Origin of the sequence: Rhodoplanes sp. SY1 (assembly GCF_046000175.1) — a bacterium.
Taxonomy (GTDB): Bacteria; Pseudomonadota; Alphaproteobacteria; order Rhizobiales; family Xanthobacteraceae; genus Rhodoplanes.
The window spans coordinates 17,333-33,774 of record NZ_JBEOMB010000055.1; the positions used below are offsets into that span (position 1 = coordinate 17,333).

The window sequence follows — 16,442 nt, forward strand, 5'->3', positions numbered from 1 at the left end:
GCCTCGGCCGTCGACGAGGCATCGAAACTGGAGGCGATACCATGAACAGGATCACGGCTGGTCTTGCGCTCTCGGCGCTGGTCCTCACAGGCGCCGACGCCGAGGAGGTCGAGCGCAAGCGGGTCGCCCCGCCGGCCGTGTACGACGTCGCTCCGGGCCTCGGCCACTTCACCGACGACGTGCTGTTCGGCGAGGTATGGCTGCGCAAGGAGCTCGCACTCCGTGACCGCAGCCTGATCACCGTGGCGGCACTCGTCTCGACCGGCAAGGCGGCGCAGATCCCCGGCCATGTCCGGCGGGCGCTCGACAACGGCGTCACACCGGCCGAGATCGGCGAGCTGATCACGCAACTCGCCTTCTATTCCGGCTGGCCGAATGCGATCTCGGCCGTCACCGAGGTGAAGAAGGTGTTCGACGAGCGCGGCATCGGCGCCGCCGCGGCGAGCCCGGACGCTCCGATCCCGCTGGACGCCGCGGCAGAAGCCGCCCGCGCTGCCACCGTCCGCGGCAGCGTCGCGCCGACCGCCCCGGCGCTCGCCGAGCTGACGAACCGCGTCCTGTTCGGCGACCTCTGGCGCCGAGCGGAGTTGTCGCCGCGCGATCGCAGCCTCGTCACCATGGCGGCGCTGATCGCGATCGGTCAGCCCGAGCAGCTTCCGTTCCATGCCAACCGTGCGATGGACAACGGCCTCACCCGCGTCGAGGCCGCCGAGGTGCCGACGCATCTCGGCTTCTATGCCGGCTGGCCGCGGGCGATGTCGGCCGTTCCGGTTCTCGAGCGCGTTTTAGCGAGCCGGGACTCGGCTGAGCCAGCGGCCGGCTCTAGTCCGAATGCCGATGTGCAGATCATCCGGGCGACGCCCGAGGCGACGTCGATCGGTTCCGCCGACCGCTTCACCGGCCGGGTGCAGATCTCGGGCCAGTATCGCGCGACCGCGCCGGCCCGCGTCGGCGGCGGGACGATCTCGTTCGTCGCCGGAGCGCGCACTGCGTGGCACACCCACCCGCTGGGCCAGACGCTGTTCATCGTCTCCGGCCGCGGCTGGGTGCAGAAGGAGGGTGGCCTGCGCGAGGACGTCGGCCCGGGCGACGTCGTCTGGATTCCGCCGAATGTCCGCCACTGGCACGGTGCGACCAGCGATTCATCGATGACGCATTTCGCCGTCTCCGAGGCACTCGATGGCAATGCCGTGACCTGGATGGAACTCGTCTCCGACGAGACATATCGGAGCGGTCGTCGGTGAGTCGTGCCGGCCGAGCCTGTTCACGGAAAACCCGACCGAGATCAGGCCGCATGAACACCGAGGCTTGCGCCGATGCCGAATGCCGGGTTCACGATCAGCCTGCGGACCAGGTCGGCGACGCTCTGACGTGACACGGAGGCTCCGGGATTGACGAAGGGCTCGCCCTTGACGGTCGTACCGTAGGCGATCTCGTCGGCGTCGCTCAGCCAGGCGGGACGGATGATCGTGTAGTCGAGGCCGGACGCTTCGACGACGGTCGCCGATCGGCGATAGGGATCGAGAACGCTGCCGAATCTCTGGCCCGGCACCTCATCGTAGATCCCCATCGAGCCGACAAAGATCAATCGGCGGACGCCGGCTTTCGTCATCGCTGCGACGATCGCCTGCGCCTGCCGTTCCATGGTCCCGGACAGATTCGCATAGACGACGTCTTGTCCCGCAACCGCGCCGTCGAGCGTGGCGGCGTCGAGCACGTCGCCGTCGACGAGGCGAATCCGGTCGTTGCCTTCCAGGGCGTTGAGGCGGCTGGCGTTCCGCAGGTACAGGGTCAGTCGCGCATCGGTGGTTTCGAGCAGCAGGCGGGTGGCCGCACGGGCGATCTGCCCGTTCGCTCCGAGGATGAGGATCCGGGTCATCTCGGCCGCCAGCTCACAGATACTGCTCGTGCCCGGTCCCGCGTCCGCCGACGATCTCGATTCCCGCGGCCGCCGTGGTCAGCTCGTCGAGCTCTTCCGGAGCGAGCACGATCTCCGCGGCGGCGAGATTCTCCTCGAGCCGGCTCGGCTTTCGGGTGCCGGGGATGGGGACGATCCACGGGTCCTGCGCGAGCAGCCAGGCGATCGCGATCTGCGCCGGCGTGACGCCTTTCCGGTCGGCGACACGCGTGATCAGATCCACCAGCGCCTGGTTGGCTTTCATTGCCTCCGGCGTGAACCGCGGGAACCAGGACCGCACGTCCGACGTCGTGAACGCCTGGCCGGGAGCGACCGTGCCGGTCAGGAAGCCCTGCCCCAGCGGACTCCACGGCACGAATCCGATGCGGAGTTCGCGGCACGCCGGCAGCACCTCGGCCTCTGGATCGCGGGCCCAGAGGGAGTACTCGCTCTGCACCGCCGCCACCGGCTGCACCGCATGCGCCCGGCGGATCGTCGTCGCGCCGGCCTCGGACAGGCCGAAATACCGGACCTTGCCCTCGGCAATCAGGTCCTTGACGGCTCCGGCGACGTCCTCGATCGGCGTGCCGGGGTCGACCCGGTGCTGGTAGAGCAGGTCGATTACGTCGGTCCGCAGCCGTACGAGCGACGCCTCGACGGCGGTGCGGATATGGTCGGGCCGGCTGTCGAAGCCGCGCCGCTCCGCCGTGACGGGATCGATGTCGAAGCCGAACTTCGTCGCGATCACGACCTTGTCGCGAACCGGCGCCAAGCCTTCGCCGACCAGTTCCTCGTTGGTGAAGGGCCCGTAGACCTCGGCCGTGTCGAAGAAGGTGACGCCGCGATCGACGGCATCGCGCAGGAGCGCGATCATGGCACCCTTGTCGCCCGGGGTGCCGTAGTTCGCGCTCATTCCCATGCAGCCGAGGCCGAGGGCGGAAACTCTCAGGCCGCTGCGGCCCAGGTCGCGTGCTTTCATGGTAGGAGTTCCTTGTCGATGTCGTCTCGGCTCAGCGGTAGGAGAGCTGCAGGATCGCCTCGGGCAGCCGTGCACCTTTCACCTCGATGCGGCTCATCGCTGTCTCGATCGCATTCAAGTCTTTGGCGGACAGCGACACATTGGCGGCGCCGAGGTTTTCCTCGATCCGATCCAGCCGGCGCGTTCCGAAGATCGGCACGATGAACGGCTTTCGGGCCAGCAGCCAGGCGAGCGCAATCTGCGCGGGCGTCGAGTTCTTCCTCGCTGCGACGTGGCGGAGCAGGTCGACCACGCCCTGGTTGGATTCGCGCGCGTCCTTGGCGAAACGCGGAGATCCGGCACGGAAGTCGGTGGCCGGCAACGCGGTGTCGGAGTCGATCGTGCCGGTGAGAAAGCCGGCCCCCAACGGGCTCCAGGGCACGAACCCGATGCCCAGCTCTTCGCAGAGCGGCAACACCTCGGGTTCCGGATCACGCGTCCAGAGTGAATACTCGCTCTGGACGGCGGTGACGGGCTGCACCGCGTGGGCGCGGCGGATCGTGGCGGCCGAGGCCTCCGACAGTCCGAAGTGCCCGACCTTGCCGGCAGCGACGAGATCCTTCACGGCGCCGGCCACCTCCTCGATCTGGACATCGGGATCGACACGATGCTGATAGAGGATGTCGATCCGGTCGGTGCCGAGGCGTTTCAGCATCGCGTCGGCGACCCGCTTGACGTGGTCCGGCCGGCTGTTGAGCCCGGGCCGCTGCTCGCCGGTGTCAGGGTCGATGTTCCAGCCGAACTTGGTCGCGACGACGACCCGATCCCGTATCGGCGCCAGCGCCTCTCCGACCAGAACCTCGTTCGTCCACGGGCCGTATGCCTCTGCGGTGTCGAAGAAGGTCACACCGAGGTCGTAGGCGCCACGGATGACGCGGATGGCTTCGGAACGGTCGGGCGTCTCGCCGTAGTACGACGCGAAGCTCATCGCACCGAAGCCGATTTCGGAAACCGCGAGCGTGCCGAGATGGCGGATCTTCATGAGGGCTCCTGTTTTCCGGAACGGCACGGCGCCGCCGTGCGACGCGGTCGGGATGGTGCGGGCAGGCCCGGTCAGCCCGGCGTGGGCAGCTTTCCGGCCCGCATGGCCGCGACCACGCCGCCGTCGATCAGCGGATCGCTGCCGGTCACGAAACCGGCATCGGGGCCGAGCAAGAAGGCCGCCGCGACCGCGATCTCCTCGGGAGGCGCCATCCGCTTGGCCGGAGATGCCGCGACCATGGCGCGGTAGATGTCGCCGATCTCGGAGTTCAATTCGTGCCGGGCGAGCGGCGTCACGACGATGCCGGGGCTGATCGCGTTGACCCGCGCGCCGCGTTCGCCCCAGGTCATCGCGGCCGCCTGAACCCGGAGTATGTTGGCGCGCTTCGCCATCATGTAGGCGACCAGCGTGTTCGGGATCGCGTCGCCCTTGAGGAACGGCAGGTCGAGAAGCGCGTCGGCGGGCGTGTGAGCCAGGGCGTGGTCGTGTTCCGGGGGCAGCGCCGGCATCATGTGGCCGGCCATGCTGGAGACGAGCAGGCCCGCGCCGCCCGGGGCGACGACCTTCCCGAACTCCTCGAACACCAAGGCCGATCCGTACAGATCGACCTCCAGCACGCGCTCGACCGACGCCATGTTCGGCGACAGGCCGGCGGTGTTGACAACCTGAGCCACGTTCCCCGTCGTCGCCGCCGCATCGGCGAGTGCTCGCACCGACTCGCGGGACGAGACGTCGACGTGTCGCGTCGCGACCTCGTAGCCCGCTTCGCGCAGACCCTCGGCGCCGGCCTCCAGGGTCTTCGAGTTGAAGTCGGCGAGCAGCAACGTCTTGCCGAACCCTTGCCGGCGGGCAATGGCAAGGCCGATCCCGCCTGCGCCGATGACGACCACTACGTCCTTGGCCATTTCGATCCTCTACTGGTTGGCGGGCAGACCGCGTCGCTGCCCACCCGTCGTCACAGTCACTGGGAACTCGTCCGATCCTCCGGACTGGCACCAAGCGCCCGACCATCTGCCGTGCGCCACACCTCGAGGGGAAACTCGGGGAGAGATTGCTTGCCGGTCGACCGCAGCGTGCTGCCGACAGAGCTCCGAGATCGCCAACCGCGTCTCGGCGTTTCTTTCGGAGAAGGGTCTGGATCGACCCGAAAACCCATCTCCGATGACGCTCTCGGCGCCGAGCGACGATCGCTCGGCGCCGGAGAGCGTTCGGTTCAGAAGGAGCCGCGGGCGCGATCGAACAGCGATTCTTCGGACGTCGAGGGACGAATCGTCGGCGACGGCTTGTGAAGCTCGTGCGCCTGGCCCTGCGCATAGGCGCCGAGGACACTGTGCGTGGCGGCGATGGGCGCGCTCTGCGTGAGCGGCTTCGCGATGTTGCCGGAGCCCATGTCCGGGTCGTAGGACTGCGCCGAGGCGATCGACATGGAACCGAGCACGACGGAAGCAACCGTGATCATCTTGGTGAGGGTCCGCATGATGGTGTCTCCTTGTTTGTCTGGGTGCCGATGCGGCAACCGATGACCGTGAGATAAGATGGAACCGGTCTCGTGATTAGAGAGGCGTCTTCGCATGGACCCATTAGTGCCGTTCATGGATGAGCGGGCGCTTCGACGTCGGCAACGAAACCGAAAGCAGAGCCCAGAACGGCGTCTTCCGGATCGCGAGGTGTCTCGCCTCGAACTCGTCTTCGTCGCGAAGCGAGGCGTCGTCGCCGGACGCGCCGTGCCGCGCTGCAGCTACTGCGAGGCGCCGCCGAGCCAATCGGGCTCGACGGCGTCCATTTGATCCGGGAGTGCGACTGGTGCGATCGGTCGCGCCACAGGACGATCCTTCGCGGTCTGATCACTCGGACGAGGAGCGGCGCACCAGCATCCACGCCGACACGAGGCTCGCAACGCCCGCGGCGCCGATGATCCATCCCATCGTCCACGGGCTGCCGTCGGCAAACCAGGCGAGCATCGCGCCGCTGAACACACCGGCGCCGTAATGCATGGCGCCGACCACGGCCGAAGCCGCGCCGGCATTGCGCGGGAACGCCGCGAGCGCTCCCGCGACCGAGTTCGCCACGATGAATCCGGCAACCGAGAAGAAGAAGAACAGCGGCACGACCAGCCCGAGCAGGCCGCCCCAGCCGAACCGCGCATTCAGCGCCGTGACGAGACCCGAGATGGCCGCGATGGCGGCACCCCAATGGAAGATCCGGTCGGACCCGAGACGGACCACCAGACGCGAGTTCAGGAAGTTCGCCGCCATCATGCCGACGACGTTCAGGCCAAACAGCAGGCCGTAGGCCCGCGACGGGACGTGATAATAGTCGATGTAGGAAAATGGCGTGCCGGCGATGTAGGCGTAGGCCCCGCCGTAATAGAAGCCGCCGGCGGCGGCGTAGCCGAGCAGACGCGGACTGCGGACGAGCGATAGATACCCGGTCCACACCTCCCCGAAGCTCCTCGGACCCGTGTCGGACGGCGGCAAGGTCTCCGGCAGCAGCAGAAGGCCGAGCAGCGCCAGCACACCGAACCCGACCAGGAACCAGAAGATCTCACGCCACGAGCTGTGCTCGAGGATCTGCCCGCCGAGCAGCGGACCGAGAAGCGGCGCGACGCCCATGACGAGCATCAGCGTCGATAGCATCTGAGCCGACTTGTCGCGTGTGTAGAGATCGCGGACCATCGCCCGTGCGAGAACCGGGCCGGAGCACGCGCCGAGCGCCTGAACCACCCGCCAGGCAATCATCTGCTCGGCCGAGCCAGCCAGCGCGCACCCGGCCGAGCCGAGCATGAACAGCACCATGCCGACGGCGATCGGCTTGCGGCGGCCGTAGCGGTCGCCGACCGGGCCCCAGACGAGCTGGCCGACGCTGAACCCGATCAGGTAGCTCGACAAGGTGAGCTGGATCCGTCCCGGATCGACTCCGAAGACCGTGCTCAAGGTGGGAAACGCCGGAAGATAGGTGTCGGTCGAGATCGACGCGAATCCCATCAGCGCGCTGAGAACGATCAGGATCGCGAGGTCGGAGTGTCGGCGGGGCATGCTCACGGAATCGGTCGAGACGGAGGACATCGGGGGTTCATCCATTCGAAGGTGCGGAGGCGGCGGAACGCACCCTCGATATCCGAGCGCAGGCACCGACCCATCGATTTACGGGGTGACCGAGGTGAACGGCGTCACGCGCGGCGGGGCGGTCGTGTGAGGCGCGCGGCGGGACGCGCCTCTCGCGACCGGAGGCTCACCGCTTGGGCGGCGCCTCCAACTGCGACAAGACGAGCAGCTCCTTGCGGAGACGCTCGCCATGGATCACGACTTTCGACACGGCCGCGTTCAGCTCCTGGAGCTCTTGCGCCGTGAAAACGACGTCGATCGCCCCGAGATCCTCGTCCAAGTGGCGAAGGTCCGTCGTTCCGGGAATCGGCACGATCCAGGGCCGCTGCGCCAGCAGCCAGGCGAGGGAAATCTGAGCCGGCGTGGCCTGCTTGCGGCGCGCCCATGCGCGCACCAGATCGACCAGCGCCATGTTGGCCGCGAGGGCCTCGGGGGTGAAGCGCGGGTTGGTGAGTCGGTAGTCGGTATATCCGGGTCCGTCGAACCGCGTCGTCGCGTCGATGGTACCGGTCAGCAAGCCGACGCCCAGTGGACTCCAGGAGACCAGCCCGATCCCGAGCTCCTCGAAGACGGCGAGCTCCTCGCGCTCGGGACCGCGCCACAACAGCGAGTACTCGTTCTGGACGGCGGCTACCGGATGGACGGCGTGCGCCCGGCGCAGCGTCTGCATGCCCGGCTCGGACAGGCCGAAGTGCTTGACCTTGCCCTCGCGGACCAGGTCCTTGACCGCTCCGGCGACGTCCTCGATCGGCACCTGCGGATCGACCCTATGCTGATAGAACAGATCGATCGCCTCGACCCGGAGGCGCTTCAGCGAGGCCTCCGCGACGGCCTTCACATGCTCCGGCCGGCTGTTCAGTCTGCCGCTGCGCCGCCCGGTCGCGTAGTCGATGTCGAAGCCGAATTTAGTCCCGATCTCGACCTTCGTGCGGATCGGGGCGAGCGCCTCGCCGACCAGCTCCTCGTTGACGAGCGGCCCGTAGGCTTCCGCCGTATCGAAATAGGTCACACCGCGCTCGAAGGCGGCGTGGATCACCCGCGCCATCTCACGCTTGTCCTTCGGCGGGTTGTAGTTCCCGCTGTTCATGCTCATGCAGCCGAGCCCGATAGCCGAGACCTCGAGGGCGCCGAGCCTGCGGCGTCCGATTTGCCCGGCGGAAGACGCGGCGCGCGCACCGCCGGCCGTCGGCGTCCCCGCGGACTGCGCCCGAGCCGGCCCGGCCGCCCCGCCGAGCAGCGCGGCAGCGACGGCTCCTCCGCCGCTAGCGAGAGCCTGCCTACGGCACACCAGTGCGGAATATTGGCTGAATTCAGGACTTGGCATTCGAGCCTCCTTGTCTTCGGTGGAAACCCACGGATCGCCGCGTGCGGGGCGAACGCTCGACGGCTGACCGACGGCGACGCGACGGCTCGTTCCCAACGCGATGCGCGGAGAGGGACGCCGCCGCTCAGGACCGGGCGATCACATGGCACCGCATGCATCTGACCCAGCCGGCCATGCTCCGCGTCGCCATCGCCGTCACCACGGCCCCGAAATAGATCGTCAGCCCCGCCGAGATCCCGCCGACAACCCAAGCTCCACGCCCACTCTTGGCCGTAGCTGCACCCCCGATCATTCCGAACAGGAGCACCGACGGATGCCGAAGGGCGCGTCCGATCGAGTCGGCTATCCAAATGACGTAGCTCCTCCGGCGGGCAGGCGAGCTGACGAATGGTTGATCGATGGTTAAGCCGCGCTGTTGACCTTGCATCGTCTGCATCCTTGGTATCCGGACCGTCGGTGTCAGGATCGACGCAAGCGAGGCGGACACCGACCCGATCCGTGGGGCGCGCCCGAGCCGCGTGCTCCACATCGTCCGTCCGGGTCGCCACAGATGCTCGCTGGATCTCGTCTGTTCGACGGTGTGCGTCACTTGTCGGAAGACATCTACCAACTGACGCGGCATGCCATTAGATGGTATGATCCGATTGATCCTGTGAGAGGGACTCATGAATGCTCCGTGAAAGCGTCAACGCACTCCTCGCCTTCATCGTGGTCGCCCGGGAGCGGAGCTTCACGAAAGCAGCCGCCAAGCTCGGTGTCTCGCAATCGGCGTTGAGTCACACCATCCGGGCGCTCGAGGAGCGCCTCGATCTTCGGCTGCTGACGCGAACGACGCGGAGCGTCGCTCCGACAGACGCCGGAGAACGGCTCCTGTCCACCGTGGGGCCGCGGTTCGAAGAGATCGAAGCCGAACTCGCCGCGTTGAGCGAGCTTCGTCTGAAGCCGGCCGGGACGATCAGGATCACGTCGGGCGAGCACGCCGCGAACTCCATCCTGTGGCCTGCACTCACTCGCGTGCTGCCGGATTATCCGGACATCAACGTCGAGATCATCACCGATTACGGCCTGACCAACATCGTCGCGGAGCGATACGATGCCGGTGTGCGTCTCGGAGAGCAGGTGGCGAAGGACATGATCGCCGTCCGCCTCGGCCCGGACATGCGCATGGCGGTGGTCGGATCACCAGCCTATTTCGAGAAGCGCGGTCGACCGAAAGTCCCGCAGGATCTGACCTCCCACAACTGCATCAATCTGCGCTTCCCGACCTACGGTGGATTGTACGCCTGGGAGTTCGAGAAGGAAGGTCGCGAGGTGAAGGTGCGGGTCGAGGGACAGCTCGTGTTCAACAACATTGCGCTCCGCCTCGAGGCGGCCCTGGGCGGGCACGGCGTGTCCTATCTGCCGGACGATGTCGTCGAGGAGCATGTGTCGGCCGGGCGTCTCGTCCGCGTCCTCGCTGACTGGTGCGCTCCCTTCCCGGGCTATCACCTCTACTATCCGAGCCGCCGTCAGTCGTCGCCGGCCTTCTCGATCGTGGTCGATGCGCTGCGATACCGCGGCGATGCGTCGAAGCGGAAGCCGGCCCGAAGCCGCTGACGTCCGATCCCTCTCATAGCGGGCTCCCGCTCGCCTCGATGCCGTAGCGCAGCCAGACCATGCCACCCTCCAGAATCTCCGCCGCGGCGAAGCGGAGCGACCGGCCGGCGCCCGGCCTGTCGACGTCGCCGCAGACATGCTCGAAGATGCTCGGTATTCCCGCCAGGCCGTCGATACCCGGATAGACCAGAAGGCTGATCTCGTCGATCAGCCCCTGCCGCAGGAACGCCCCGTTAGTGATCCCGCCGCCCTCGAGCAATATCGTCTTGATCCCGAAGGTGTCGCCCAGCCTGTCCATGGCGCTCCCGAGATCGTCGCCGCTAGGTCCTGCGAAGAGATAAGACACGCCGACCTCGCGCAGCGCCGCCAAGTAGGTGTCGGGAACTTGCTCGCCGAGAACCGCGACGACGTGGTCGCCGCCCACCTGGTCCTGCATGTAGTGGAGCTTGCCTCGCGGGTCGATGGCGACCGCCACGTCACGATCTCCGCGTCGGCCGACATGGGGGAGCCGCGGCTCGCGGGCCAGCCCAGAATCCGCCCGGGCGACGAGCCGGCCGAACATCTCCATGGTCGTCCGCCCGACGATCCATCCTTCGGCCGCGAGCCGCGAGGCGGTTCCGTCGTAGTGCCCGCGCAAGGTGGCCAGATCGACACCGTGCGCGGGCGGCGTCCACCGATCGGCGAGCAGGCGCCCGTCGATCGAACTCATCATGTGGCAGATGATCTTCGGACGCATCTGGACTCTCGAGTATGCTCGGCCGTGAGTGGTCGGCACGCCGCGACAAGCGTGCCGATCGACGTGATCAGCGCCTCGGCGGAGCCTCGCGTCGGGTCAGCGCCATCGAAGCCGGCGGCAGGCGATCGCCCTGCACGACGACGGCGGACGCTGCCGTGTCGATCTGGTGCAGCTCGCCGGCCGTGAACGTCACCGCCACGGCGCCGAGATTCTCCTCGAGGTGGGGAAGCTGGGTGGTGCCCGGGATCGCCACGATCCACGGCTTGCGGGACAGCAGCCAGGCGAGCGCCACCTGCGCGGGGCTCGCCTCCTTGCGGCGCGCCCAGTCACGCAGCAACACGACCAGGGCCATGTTCGTCTTCAGGGCTTCGGCGGAGAGGCGGGGAACCCGCGAGCGAAAGTCGGTGGTCGGGAATTGCGTGCCCTCGTGGATGGTGCCGGTCAGGAAGCCGCCGCCGAGCGGCGTGTAGGCGACGAGGCCGATGCCGAGCTCTTCCAGGGTCGGGAGCACCGCGGTTTCGGGCTCCCGCCAGAGAATGGAAAACTCGTTCTGGACGGCCGTGACAGGCTGTTCGGCATGGGCGCGGCGCAAGGTCTCCAGGCCCGGCTCCGACAGGCCGAAATGCTTCACCTTGCCTTGCCGGATCAAGTCTTTCACGGTCCCGGCGACGTCCTCGATCGGCACGTTAGGATCGACGCGATGCTGATAGTAGAGATCGATGACGTCGGTTCGCAGCCGCTTCAGCGAGCCTTCGACCGACGCCTTGATCTTTTCCGGCCGGCTGTCGAGGACCGGCTGCAATCCCGGATTACCGAAGTATCCGAACTTCGTCGCGATCACCACCTTGTCGCGAATGGGAGCGAGGGCTTCGGCGAGAAGCTCCTCGTTCGACAAAGGGCCGTACAGCTCGGCAGAATCGAAGAAGGTCACGCCGCGGTCCACGGCGGTATGGATGACCCGAATCATCTCCTGCTTGTCGGCGGGCTGCTTGTCGCGGGGCGGGCCGTAGATGCCGCTCATCACCATGCAACCGAGCCCGAGGGCCGAGACCTCGAGCGTGCCGCCGAGCTTGCGGGTCGGCATCTGCCCTAAGGCGCGACGCTGGCCCGCGGCCGGCTGCGCCAATGCCGGACCGGACATCAGGCCCGTCGACAGCGACAGGGCCGCGAGGCCCAGCGCCGAGGTCACCACGGTTCGGCGATCGAGTGAAAGCGGATGACAGTCGCCGTCCCAATTCTTGCTCGTGTAACGCATGACGGTTGCTCCGGTTGCGGGTATGTCGCCGAACGCCGTGTCGGAGCTCGGATGTCGAGGATCGTGCGCCGTCCCGCAGGATGTCGATAGACCACACCGGTGGTGATCGGCCTCAGAGCTCCTGGCTAGTCGGCCGAAACAGGATCTCGTTGATGTCGACGTCCTCGGGCTGGCTGATGGCGAAGGCGACCATCCGGGCGAAGGAATCCGCCGGAATGGCGAAGCGCTCGTAGAACTCGCGGGTGCCCCGGGCGACCTCGGGCTCGGTGATGCTGGCGGGCAGCTCGGTCGCTACCGCGCCGGGCGAGATCACGGTGGTGCGGATGTTGTAGGGCTTCACCTCCTGCCGGAGACCTTCGGAGATGACGCGCACGGCGGTCTTGGTCGCGGCGTAGACGGCGCTGCCCGGCCTCACCTTGTGCCCCGCCACCGAGGACACGTTGATGATGTGGCCGCTCTTCTGCGCCTTCATGTGCGGAAGCACTGCGGCGATGCCGTGGAGCACGCCCCGAAGATTGACGTCGATCATCCGGTCCCAGTCCTCCACCCGACCGTGCTCAAGAAGCGAGTGGGGCATCAGGCCGGCATTGTTGAGAATGACGTCGACGCGACCGTGTTGCTCCACGGCACGGCCCACTAGGCGTTCGACCTGATCGAGCCGGGTCACGTCGGTCTGGACCGCGGCCTGCGGGCTGAGGCCGAGCTCGACGGCGAGCGCCTCGAGCCTGTCGATGCGGCGCGCGCCCAGGACGAGCTTCGCACCATTTGCCGCAAGCCGTCGCGCGGTCGCCTCGCCCAGGCCGCTGCTGGCTCCCGTGATGACGACGACCTTGCCTTCCAGTCCCTCGGCCATTGCAGTCTCCTTTGCCCGGCATCGCTCGACATGTGTCTGCCCGGTGATGCGGCGCTTTTTGCGGCCTGGTTCGTCCCGTGCTGTCGAGGAGAACGAACCTCAAGAGCTGGCGGCCCTGCGTCTCTTTCGATCATGGCATTTAGCAGCCGTGCTCGGGTCCGAGTAGACGGCGTGACGCACTAAGGCACATGAGGAAATCTCATGAATGCCGGGTCGCCGAGCCGCTCGACGCAGGCGCGGAGCGGCCGCGCCAGTGAGGGCGGAGGGTCGCACGGCCGCCGAGGCGTACTCATAGGCCTTATCGCGCGCGCCTCGGCTATCGACATGTGCGACAAGCCGCAGTCCGTCGGTCCGGCTGCGACCAAGTTGGTCGCGTTATTCAGCCGGGATCTCGGCCAGACTTGAGCCGGGCCTCCCGGGGGCTCCGCGATCGTCGCGGTGGAGCATTTCTGTTCTGCCCGGCATCGATCCGTATCAGGGGATCGAGTGATACGTGGCTGCAGAGATCGCCGAGCGGCTTGACCTCTGGATCACGACTTCACCAGAGCAGCGACCGCCGTTCTCCTGTGATTCTTCGCCGCGCTACTACGCCGTCAGTTTGCTTGTTGCGGCTCGCGGTGAGTGGCCTTTCTTAATCGACCCCGGTGCTCGCCCTTGTTGGTGAGCCTGACTGGGGGGCGCCAAGGTGGGGCGGCAGGAGAGCAGAACCGAAGCTGCGGCCCGGCAGGCGCGGATGCTCCGTACCGCGCTGGGATCGTCCATCGCCGGGTGGCTCGCCGACCCGAATGTCGTCGAGGTCATGCTCAATCCGGACGGCCGGCTGTGGGTCGATCGGCTCGCCGAGGGACTGACGGACACCGGCGAGCATCTGTCCGCTGCCGATGGTGAGCGGATCGTCCGTCTGGTGGCGCATCACGTCGGCGCGGAGGTGCATGCGTCGTCGCCACGGGTGTCGGCCGAGCTGCCGGAAACCGGCGAGCGGTTCGAGGGCCTGATCCCGCCGCTGGTCGCGGCCCCGGCGTTCGCGATCCGCAAGCCGGCCGTCGCGGTCTTCACTCTCGACGATTATGCCGCGGCCGGAATCATGACGGCCGAGCAGGTGGAGTTTCTTCGCGACGCCGTCGCGCGACGCCGCAACGTGCTGGTCGCCGGTGGCACCTCGACCGGCAAGACGACGCTCGTCAACGCGCTCTTGGCCGAGGTCGCGAGCACGACCGACCGGGTCGTGCTGATCGAGGATACGCGCGAGCTTCAGTGCAGGGCGCAGAATCTAGTCGCGCTGCGGACCAAGGACGGTGTCGCGTCGCTCGCCGATCTCGTCCGGTCGTCACTGCGGCTTCGCCCCGACCGCATCCCGATCGGCGAGGTGCGCGGCGCCGAGGCGCTCGACCTCCTGAAGGCCTGGGGGACCGGCCATCCGGGCGGGATCGGGACCATCCATGCGGGAACGGCGCTCGGGGCGCTGCGCCGTCTCGAGCAGCTCGTGCAGGAGGCGGTCGTCACCGTCCCGCGCGCCCTCATCGCCGAGACCATCGACGTGATCGCCGTCCTGGCCGGCCGCGGCAGCGAACGCCGTCTCATCGAGCTCGTCGCGGTGTCCGGCATCGGCCCGGCCGGCGACTACGTCCTCTCACCCGCCACCACGCTCACGACAGGAGAGCCCGCATGACCATCTCGACCGCGACAAGTCCAATCCGCAGCTTCGTTCTCACGACGACCTCGGCCGCTGTGCTCGCGCTGATGGCGGCTCCGGCCCATGCGGCCGGCTCGAACATGCCCTGGGAGCAGCCGCTCCAGCAGGTCCTGCAGTCGATCGAAGGTCCGGTCGCAAAGATCATGGCCGTGATCATCATCATCATGACCGGCCTGACGCTCGCCTTCGGCGACACGTCGGGCGGCGTTCGCCGGCTGGTGCAGATCGTGTTCGGCCTGTCGATCGCCTTCGCGGCGAGCTCGTTCTTCCTGTCCTTTTTCTCGTTCGGCGGTGGAGCGCTGCTGTGACGACCGGCACCGACCTGGTCCCCGGCTTCGAGGCACCGGCGCATCGCGCCCTGACCGAGCCGATTCTGCTCGCCGGAGCGCCGCGCGCCATCGCCATCCTCAACGGGACGCTCGCGGCCGCGATCGGCCTCGGCCTGCGGCTGTGGATCGTCGGCCTGGTGCTCGGGCTCGTCGGGCACGGCGTGGCGGCCTGGGCGGCGAGGCGCGATCCGCTGTTCGTCGACGTCGTGCGTCGGCACCTGCGCTACCCCACCCACCTCGGTGTCTGAGCTGTTCGATGTTCAATCTCGCCGAATACCGCAACAAGCCGCAGCGTCTCGCCGACTTCCTGCCCTGGGCGGCCCTGGTCGCACCCGGCGTCGTCCTGAACAAGGACGGCTCGCTCCAGCGCACGGCGCGGTTCCGGGGCCCGGACCTCGAGTCGGCGACCCCGGCCGAGCTGGTCGGCGTCGCCGGCCGGCTCAACGATGCCCTGCGGCGGCTCGGCTCCGGCTGGGCCGTGTTCGTCGAAGCGAGCCGCATCCCGGCGCAGGACTATCCGGCCAGCATCTATCCGGACCCGGCCTCGGCGCTGGTCGACGCCGAGCGTCGGGCTCAGTTCGAGGAGGAAGGCCGCCACTTCGAGAGCGTCTACCACCTCACGCTTCTGTTCCTGCCGCCGGCCAAGGAGGCCGCGCGCGCCGAGGCCTGGCTGTACGAGGGCCGCACCCCTGACGGAAGTGCGTCTGGGAACGAAGTGCTCACGACCTTCATCGACCGCACCGATCGGGTGCTGGCCCTGATCGACGGATTCGTGCCGGAGGTCGCCTGGCTGTCGGACCCCGAGACACTGACTTGGCTGCATGCCTGCGTCTCGACGCGGCGGCACCGGGTCCGCGTCCCCGAGGTGCCGATGTATCTCGATGCGATCCTGGTCGACCAGCCGTTCACGGGCGGTCTCGCGCCGCGGCTCGGCAGCGCGCATCTGCGTGTCCTCACGGTGGCGGGCTTCCCCTCGGCGACCTGGCCCGGAATCCTCGACGAGCTGAACCGACTCGCCTTCCCGTACCGCTGGTCGACCCGGGCGATCTGCCTCGACAAGACCGATGCCGTGAAGGTGCTCGGCCGCATCCGCCGCCACTGGTTCGCCAAGCGCAAGTCCGTCGCCGCGATCCTCAAGGAAGCGATGACCAACGAGGCGTCGACGCTCCTCGACAACGATGCCCACAACAAGGCGCTCGATGCCGACGCCGCTCTCCAGGAGCTCGGCGCCGACCTCGCCGGCGAAGCCTACGTGACCGCGACCGTCACGGTCTGGGACGAGGACCCGAGCAGCGCCGACGAGAAGCTCCGGCTCGCCGCCAAGGTGATCGAAGGCCGTGGCTTCACCTGCATGCTGGAGGGCCTGAATGCCGTCGAGGCCTGGCTCGGGAGCCTGCCCGGGCACGTCTACGCCAATGTGCGCCAGCCGCCGATCTCGACCCTCAACCTCGCCCATATGATCCCGCTGTCGGCGGTCTGGGCCGGACCCGAGCGGAACCAGCACCTCGACGGACCGCCGCTCCTGTTCGCCCGGACCGAAGGGGCGACGCCGTTCCGGCTGTCGCTTCATGTTGGCGATGTCGGCCACACCCTGGTGATCGGCCCGACCGGCGCCGGCAAGAGCGTGCTGCTCGCGCTCATGGCGCTGCAGTTCC

General features: G+C 67.9%; 15 protein-coding genes and 1 pseudogene. 6 read left to right on the forward strand and 10 right to left on the reverse strand.

Translation table 11 applies throughout. The features are described from left to right. Positions 1-41: 41 nt before the first annotated feature. A complete protein-coding gene (locus ABTU92_RS15425; RefSeq protein WP_408092129.1) occupies positions 42-1,244 on the forward strand; it encodes a carboxymuconolactone decarboxylase family protein in 1,203 nt (400 codons plus the stop codon). Positions 1,245-1,285: 41 nt separating this feature from the next. Here ABTU92_RS15425 and ABTU92_RS15430 read toward each other — a convergent pair whose 3' ends face one another. From ABTU92_RS15430 to ABTU92_RS15460, 7 genes are all read right to left on the reverse strand, one after another. After that, positions 1,286-1,879 carry an NAD(P)H-binding protein gene (locus ABTU92_RS15430; RefSeq protein ID WP_408092131.1) on the reverse strand — a complete coding sequence of 198 codons (594 nt, stop codon included), beginning with the start codon at positions 1,877-1,879 and terminating at the stop codon, positions 1,286-1,288. Between the two features lie 13 nt (positions 1,880-1,892). After that, positions 1,893-2,876 carry an aldo/keto reductase gene (locus ABTU92_RS15435; RefSeq protein WP_408092133.1) on the reverse strand — a complete coding sequence of 328 codons (984 nt, stop codon included), beginning with the start codon at positions 2,874-2,876 and terminating at the stop codon, positions 1,893-1,895. A gap of 31 nt (positions 2,877-2,907) precedes the next feature. Further along, positions 2,908-3,897: an aldo/keto reductase gene (locus ABTU92_RS15440; protein ID WP_408092135.1), complete on the reverse strand. Its 990-nt coding sequence runs from the start codon at positions 3,895-3,897 to the stop codon at positions 2,908-2,910. Between the two features lie 71 nt (positions 3,898-3,968). Continuing rightward, on the reverse strand, positions 3,969-4,802 hold the full coding sequence (locus ABTU92_RS15445; RefSeq protein WP_408092137.1) for an SDR family oxidoreductase: 834 nt from the start codon (positions 4,800-4,802) through the stop codon (positions 3,969-3,971). Between the two features lie 308 nt (positions 4,803-5,110). After that, a complete protein-coding gene (locus ABTU92_RS15450) occupies positions 5,111-5,374 on the reverse strand; it encodes a hypothetical protein (protein WP_408092139.1) in 264 nt (87 codons plus the stop codon). Positions 5,375-5,741: 367 nt separating this feature from the next. Beyond that, positions 5,742-6,932 carry a Bcr/CflA family multidrug efflux MFS transporter gene (locus ABTU92_RS15455; RefSeq protein ID WP_408092141.1) on the reverse strand — a complete coding sequence of 397 codons (1,191 nt, stop codon included), beginning with the start codon at positions 6,930-6,932 and terminating at the stop codon, positions 5,742-5,744. A 196-nt stretch (positions 6,933-7,128) separates the two neighbouring features. Next, the gene (locus ABTU92_RS15460) at positions 7,129-8,148 is read right to left on the reverse strand and encodes an aldo/keto reductase (RefSeq protein WP_408092155.1); all 1,020 of its coding nucleotides are present in this window, start codon (positions 8,146-8,148) and stop codon (positions 7,129-7,131) included. Positions 8,149-8,994: 846 nt separating this feature from the next. Between ABTU92_RS15460 and ABTU92_RS15465 the strand changes: the two genes are divergently transcribed. Continuing rightward, the gene (locus ABTU92_RS15465) at positions 8,995-9,921 is read left to right on the forward strand and encodes a LysR family transcriptional regulator (RefSeq protein WP_408092143.1); all 927 of its coding nucleotides are present in this window, start codon (positions 8,995-8,997) and stop codon (positions 9,919-9,921) included. A gap of 13 nt (positions 9,922-9,934) precedes the next feature. Here ABTU92_RS15465 and ABTU92_RS15470 read toward each other — a convergent pair whose 3' ends face one another. The 3 genes from ABTU92_RS15470 to ABTU92_RS15480 all read right to left on the reverse strand — a co-directional run bounded on the left by ABTU92_RS15470 (position 9,935) and on the right by ABTU92_RS15480 (position 12,765). Further along, positions 9,935-10,657, reverse strand: coding sequence for a dihydrofolate reductase family protein (locus ABTU92_RS15470; RefSeq protein ID WP_408092145.1), 723 nt, complete (start codon positions 10,655-10,657; stop codon positions 9,935-9,937). Between the two features lie 67 nt (positions 10,658-10,724). After that, a complete protein-coding gene (locus ABTU92_RS15475; protein ID WP_408092157.1) occupies positions 10,725-11,741 on the reverse strand; it encodes an aldo/keto reductase in 1,017 nt (338 codons plus the stop codon). Positions 11,742-12,024: 283 nt separating this feature from the next. Then, positions 12,025-12,765: an SDR family oxidoreductase gene (locus ABTU92_RS15480; RefSeq protein WP_408092147.1), complete on the reverse strand. Its 741-nt coding sequence runs from the start codon at positions 12,763-12,765 to the stop codon at positions 12,025-12,027. Between the two features lie 733 nt (positions 12,766-13,498). On the opposite strand from ABTU92_RS15480, the gene trbB reads away from it, so the two are divergent. The 4 genes and pseudogenes from trbB to ABTU92_RS15500 form a co-directional block, all read left to right on the forward strand. Continuing rightward, positions 13,499-14,434: a P-type conjugative transfer ATPase TrbB gene (gene trbB, locus ABTU92_RS15485; protein WP_408092149.1), complete on the forward strand. Its 936-nt coding sequence runs from the start codon at positions 13,499-13,501 to the stop codon at positions 14,432-14,434. After that, the gene (locus ABTU92_RS15490; protein WP_408092151.1) at positions 14,431-14,766 is read left to right on the forward strand and encodes a TrbC/VirB2 family protein; all 336 of its coding nucleotides are present in this window, start codon (positions 14,431-14,433) and stop codon (positions 14,764-14,766) included. Before trbB ends, ABTU92_RS15490 begins: the two co-directional genes overlap by 4 nt. Then, entirely contained in the window at positions 14,763-15,035 is a 273-nt protein-coding gene (locus tag ABTU92_RS15495) for a VirB3 family type IV secretion system protein (RefSeq protein WP_408092153.1), read from the forward strand. The genes ABTU92_RS15490 and ABTU92_RS15495 overlap by 4 nt, the downstream gene beginning before the upstream one ends. 8 nt (positions 15,036-15,043) lie before the next feature. Further along, positions 15,044-16,442: pseudogene (locus ABTU92_RS15500) on the forward strand (conjugal transfer protein TrbE); the annotation flags it as partial.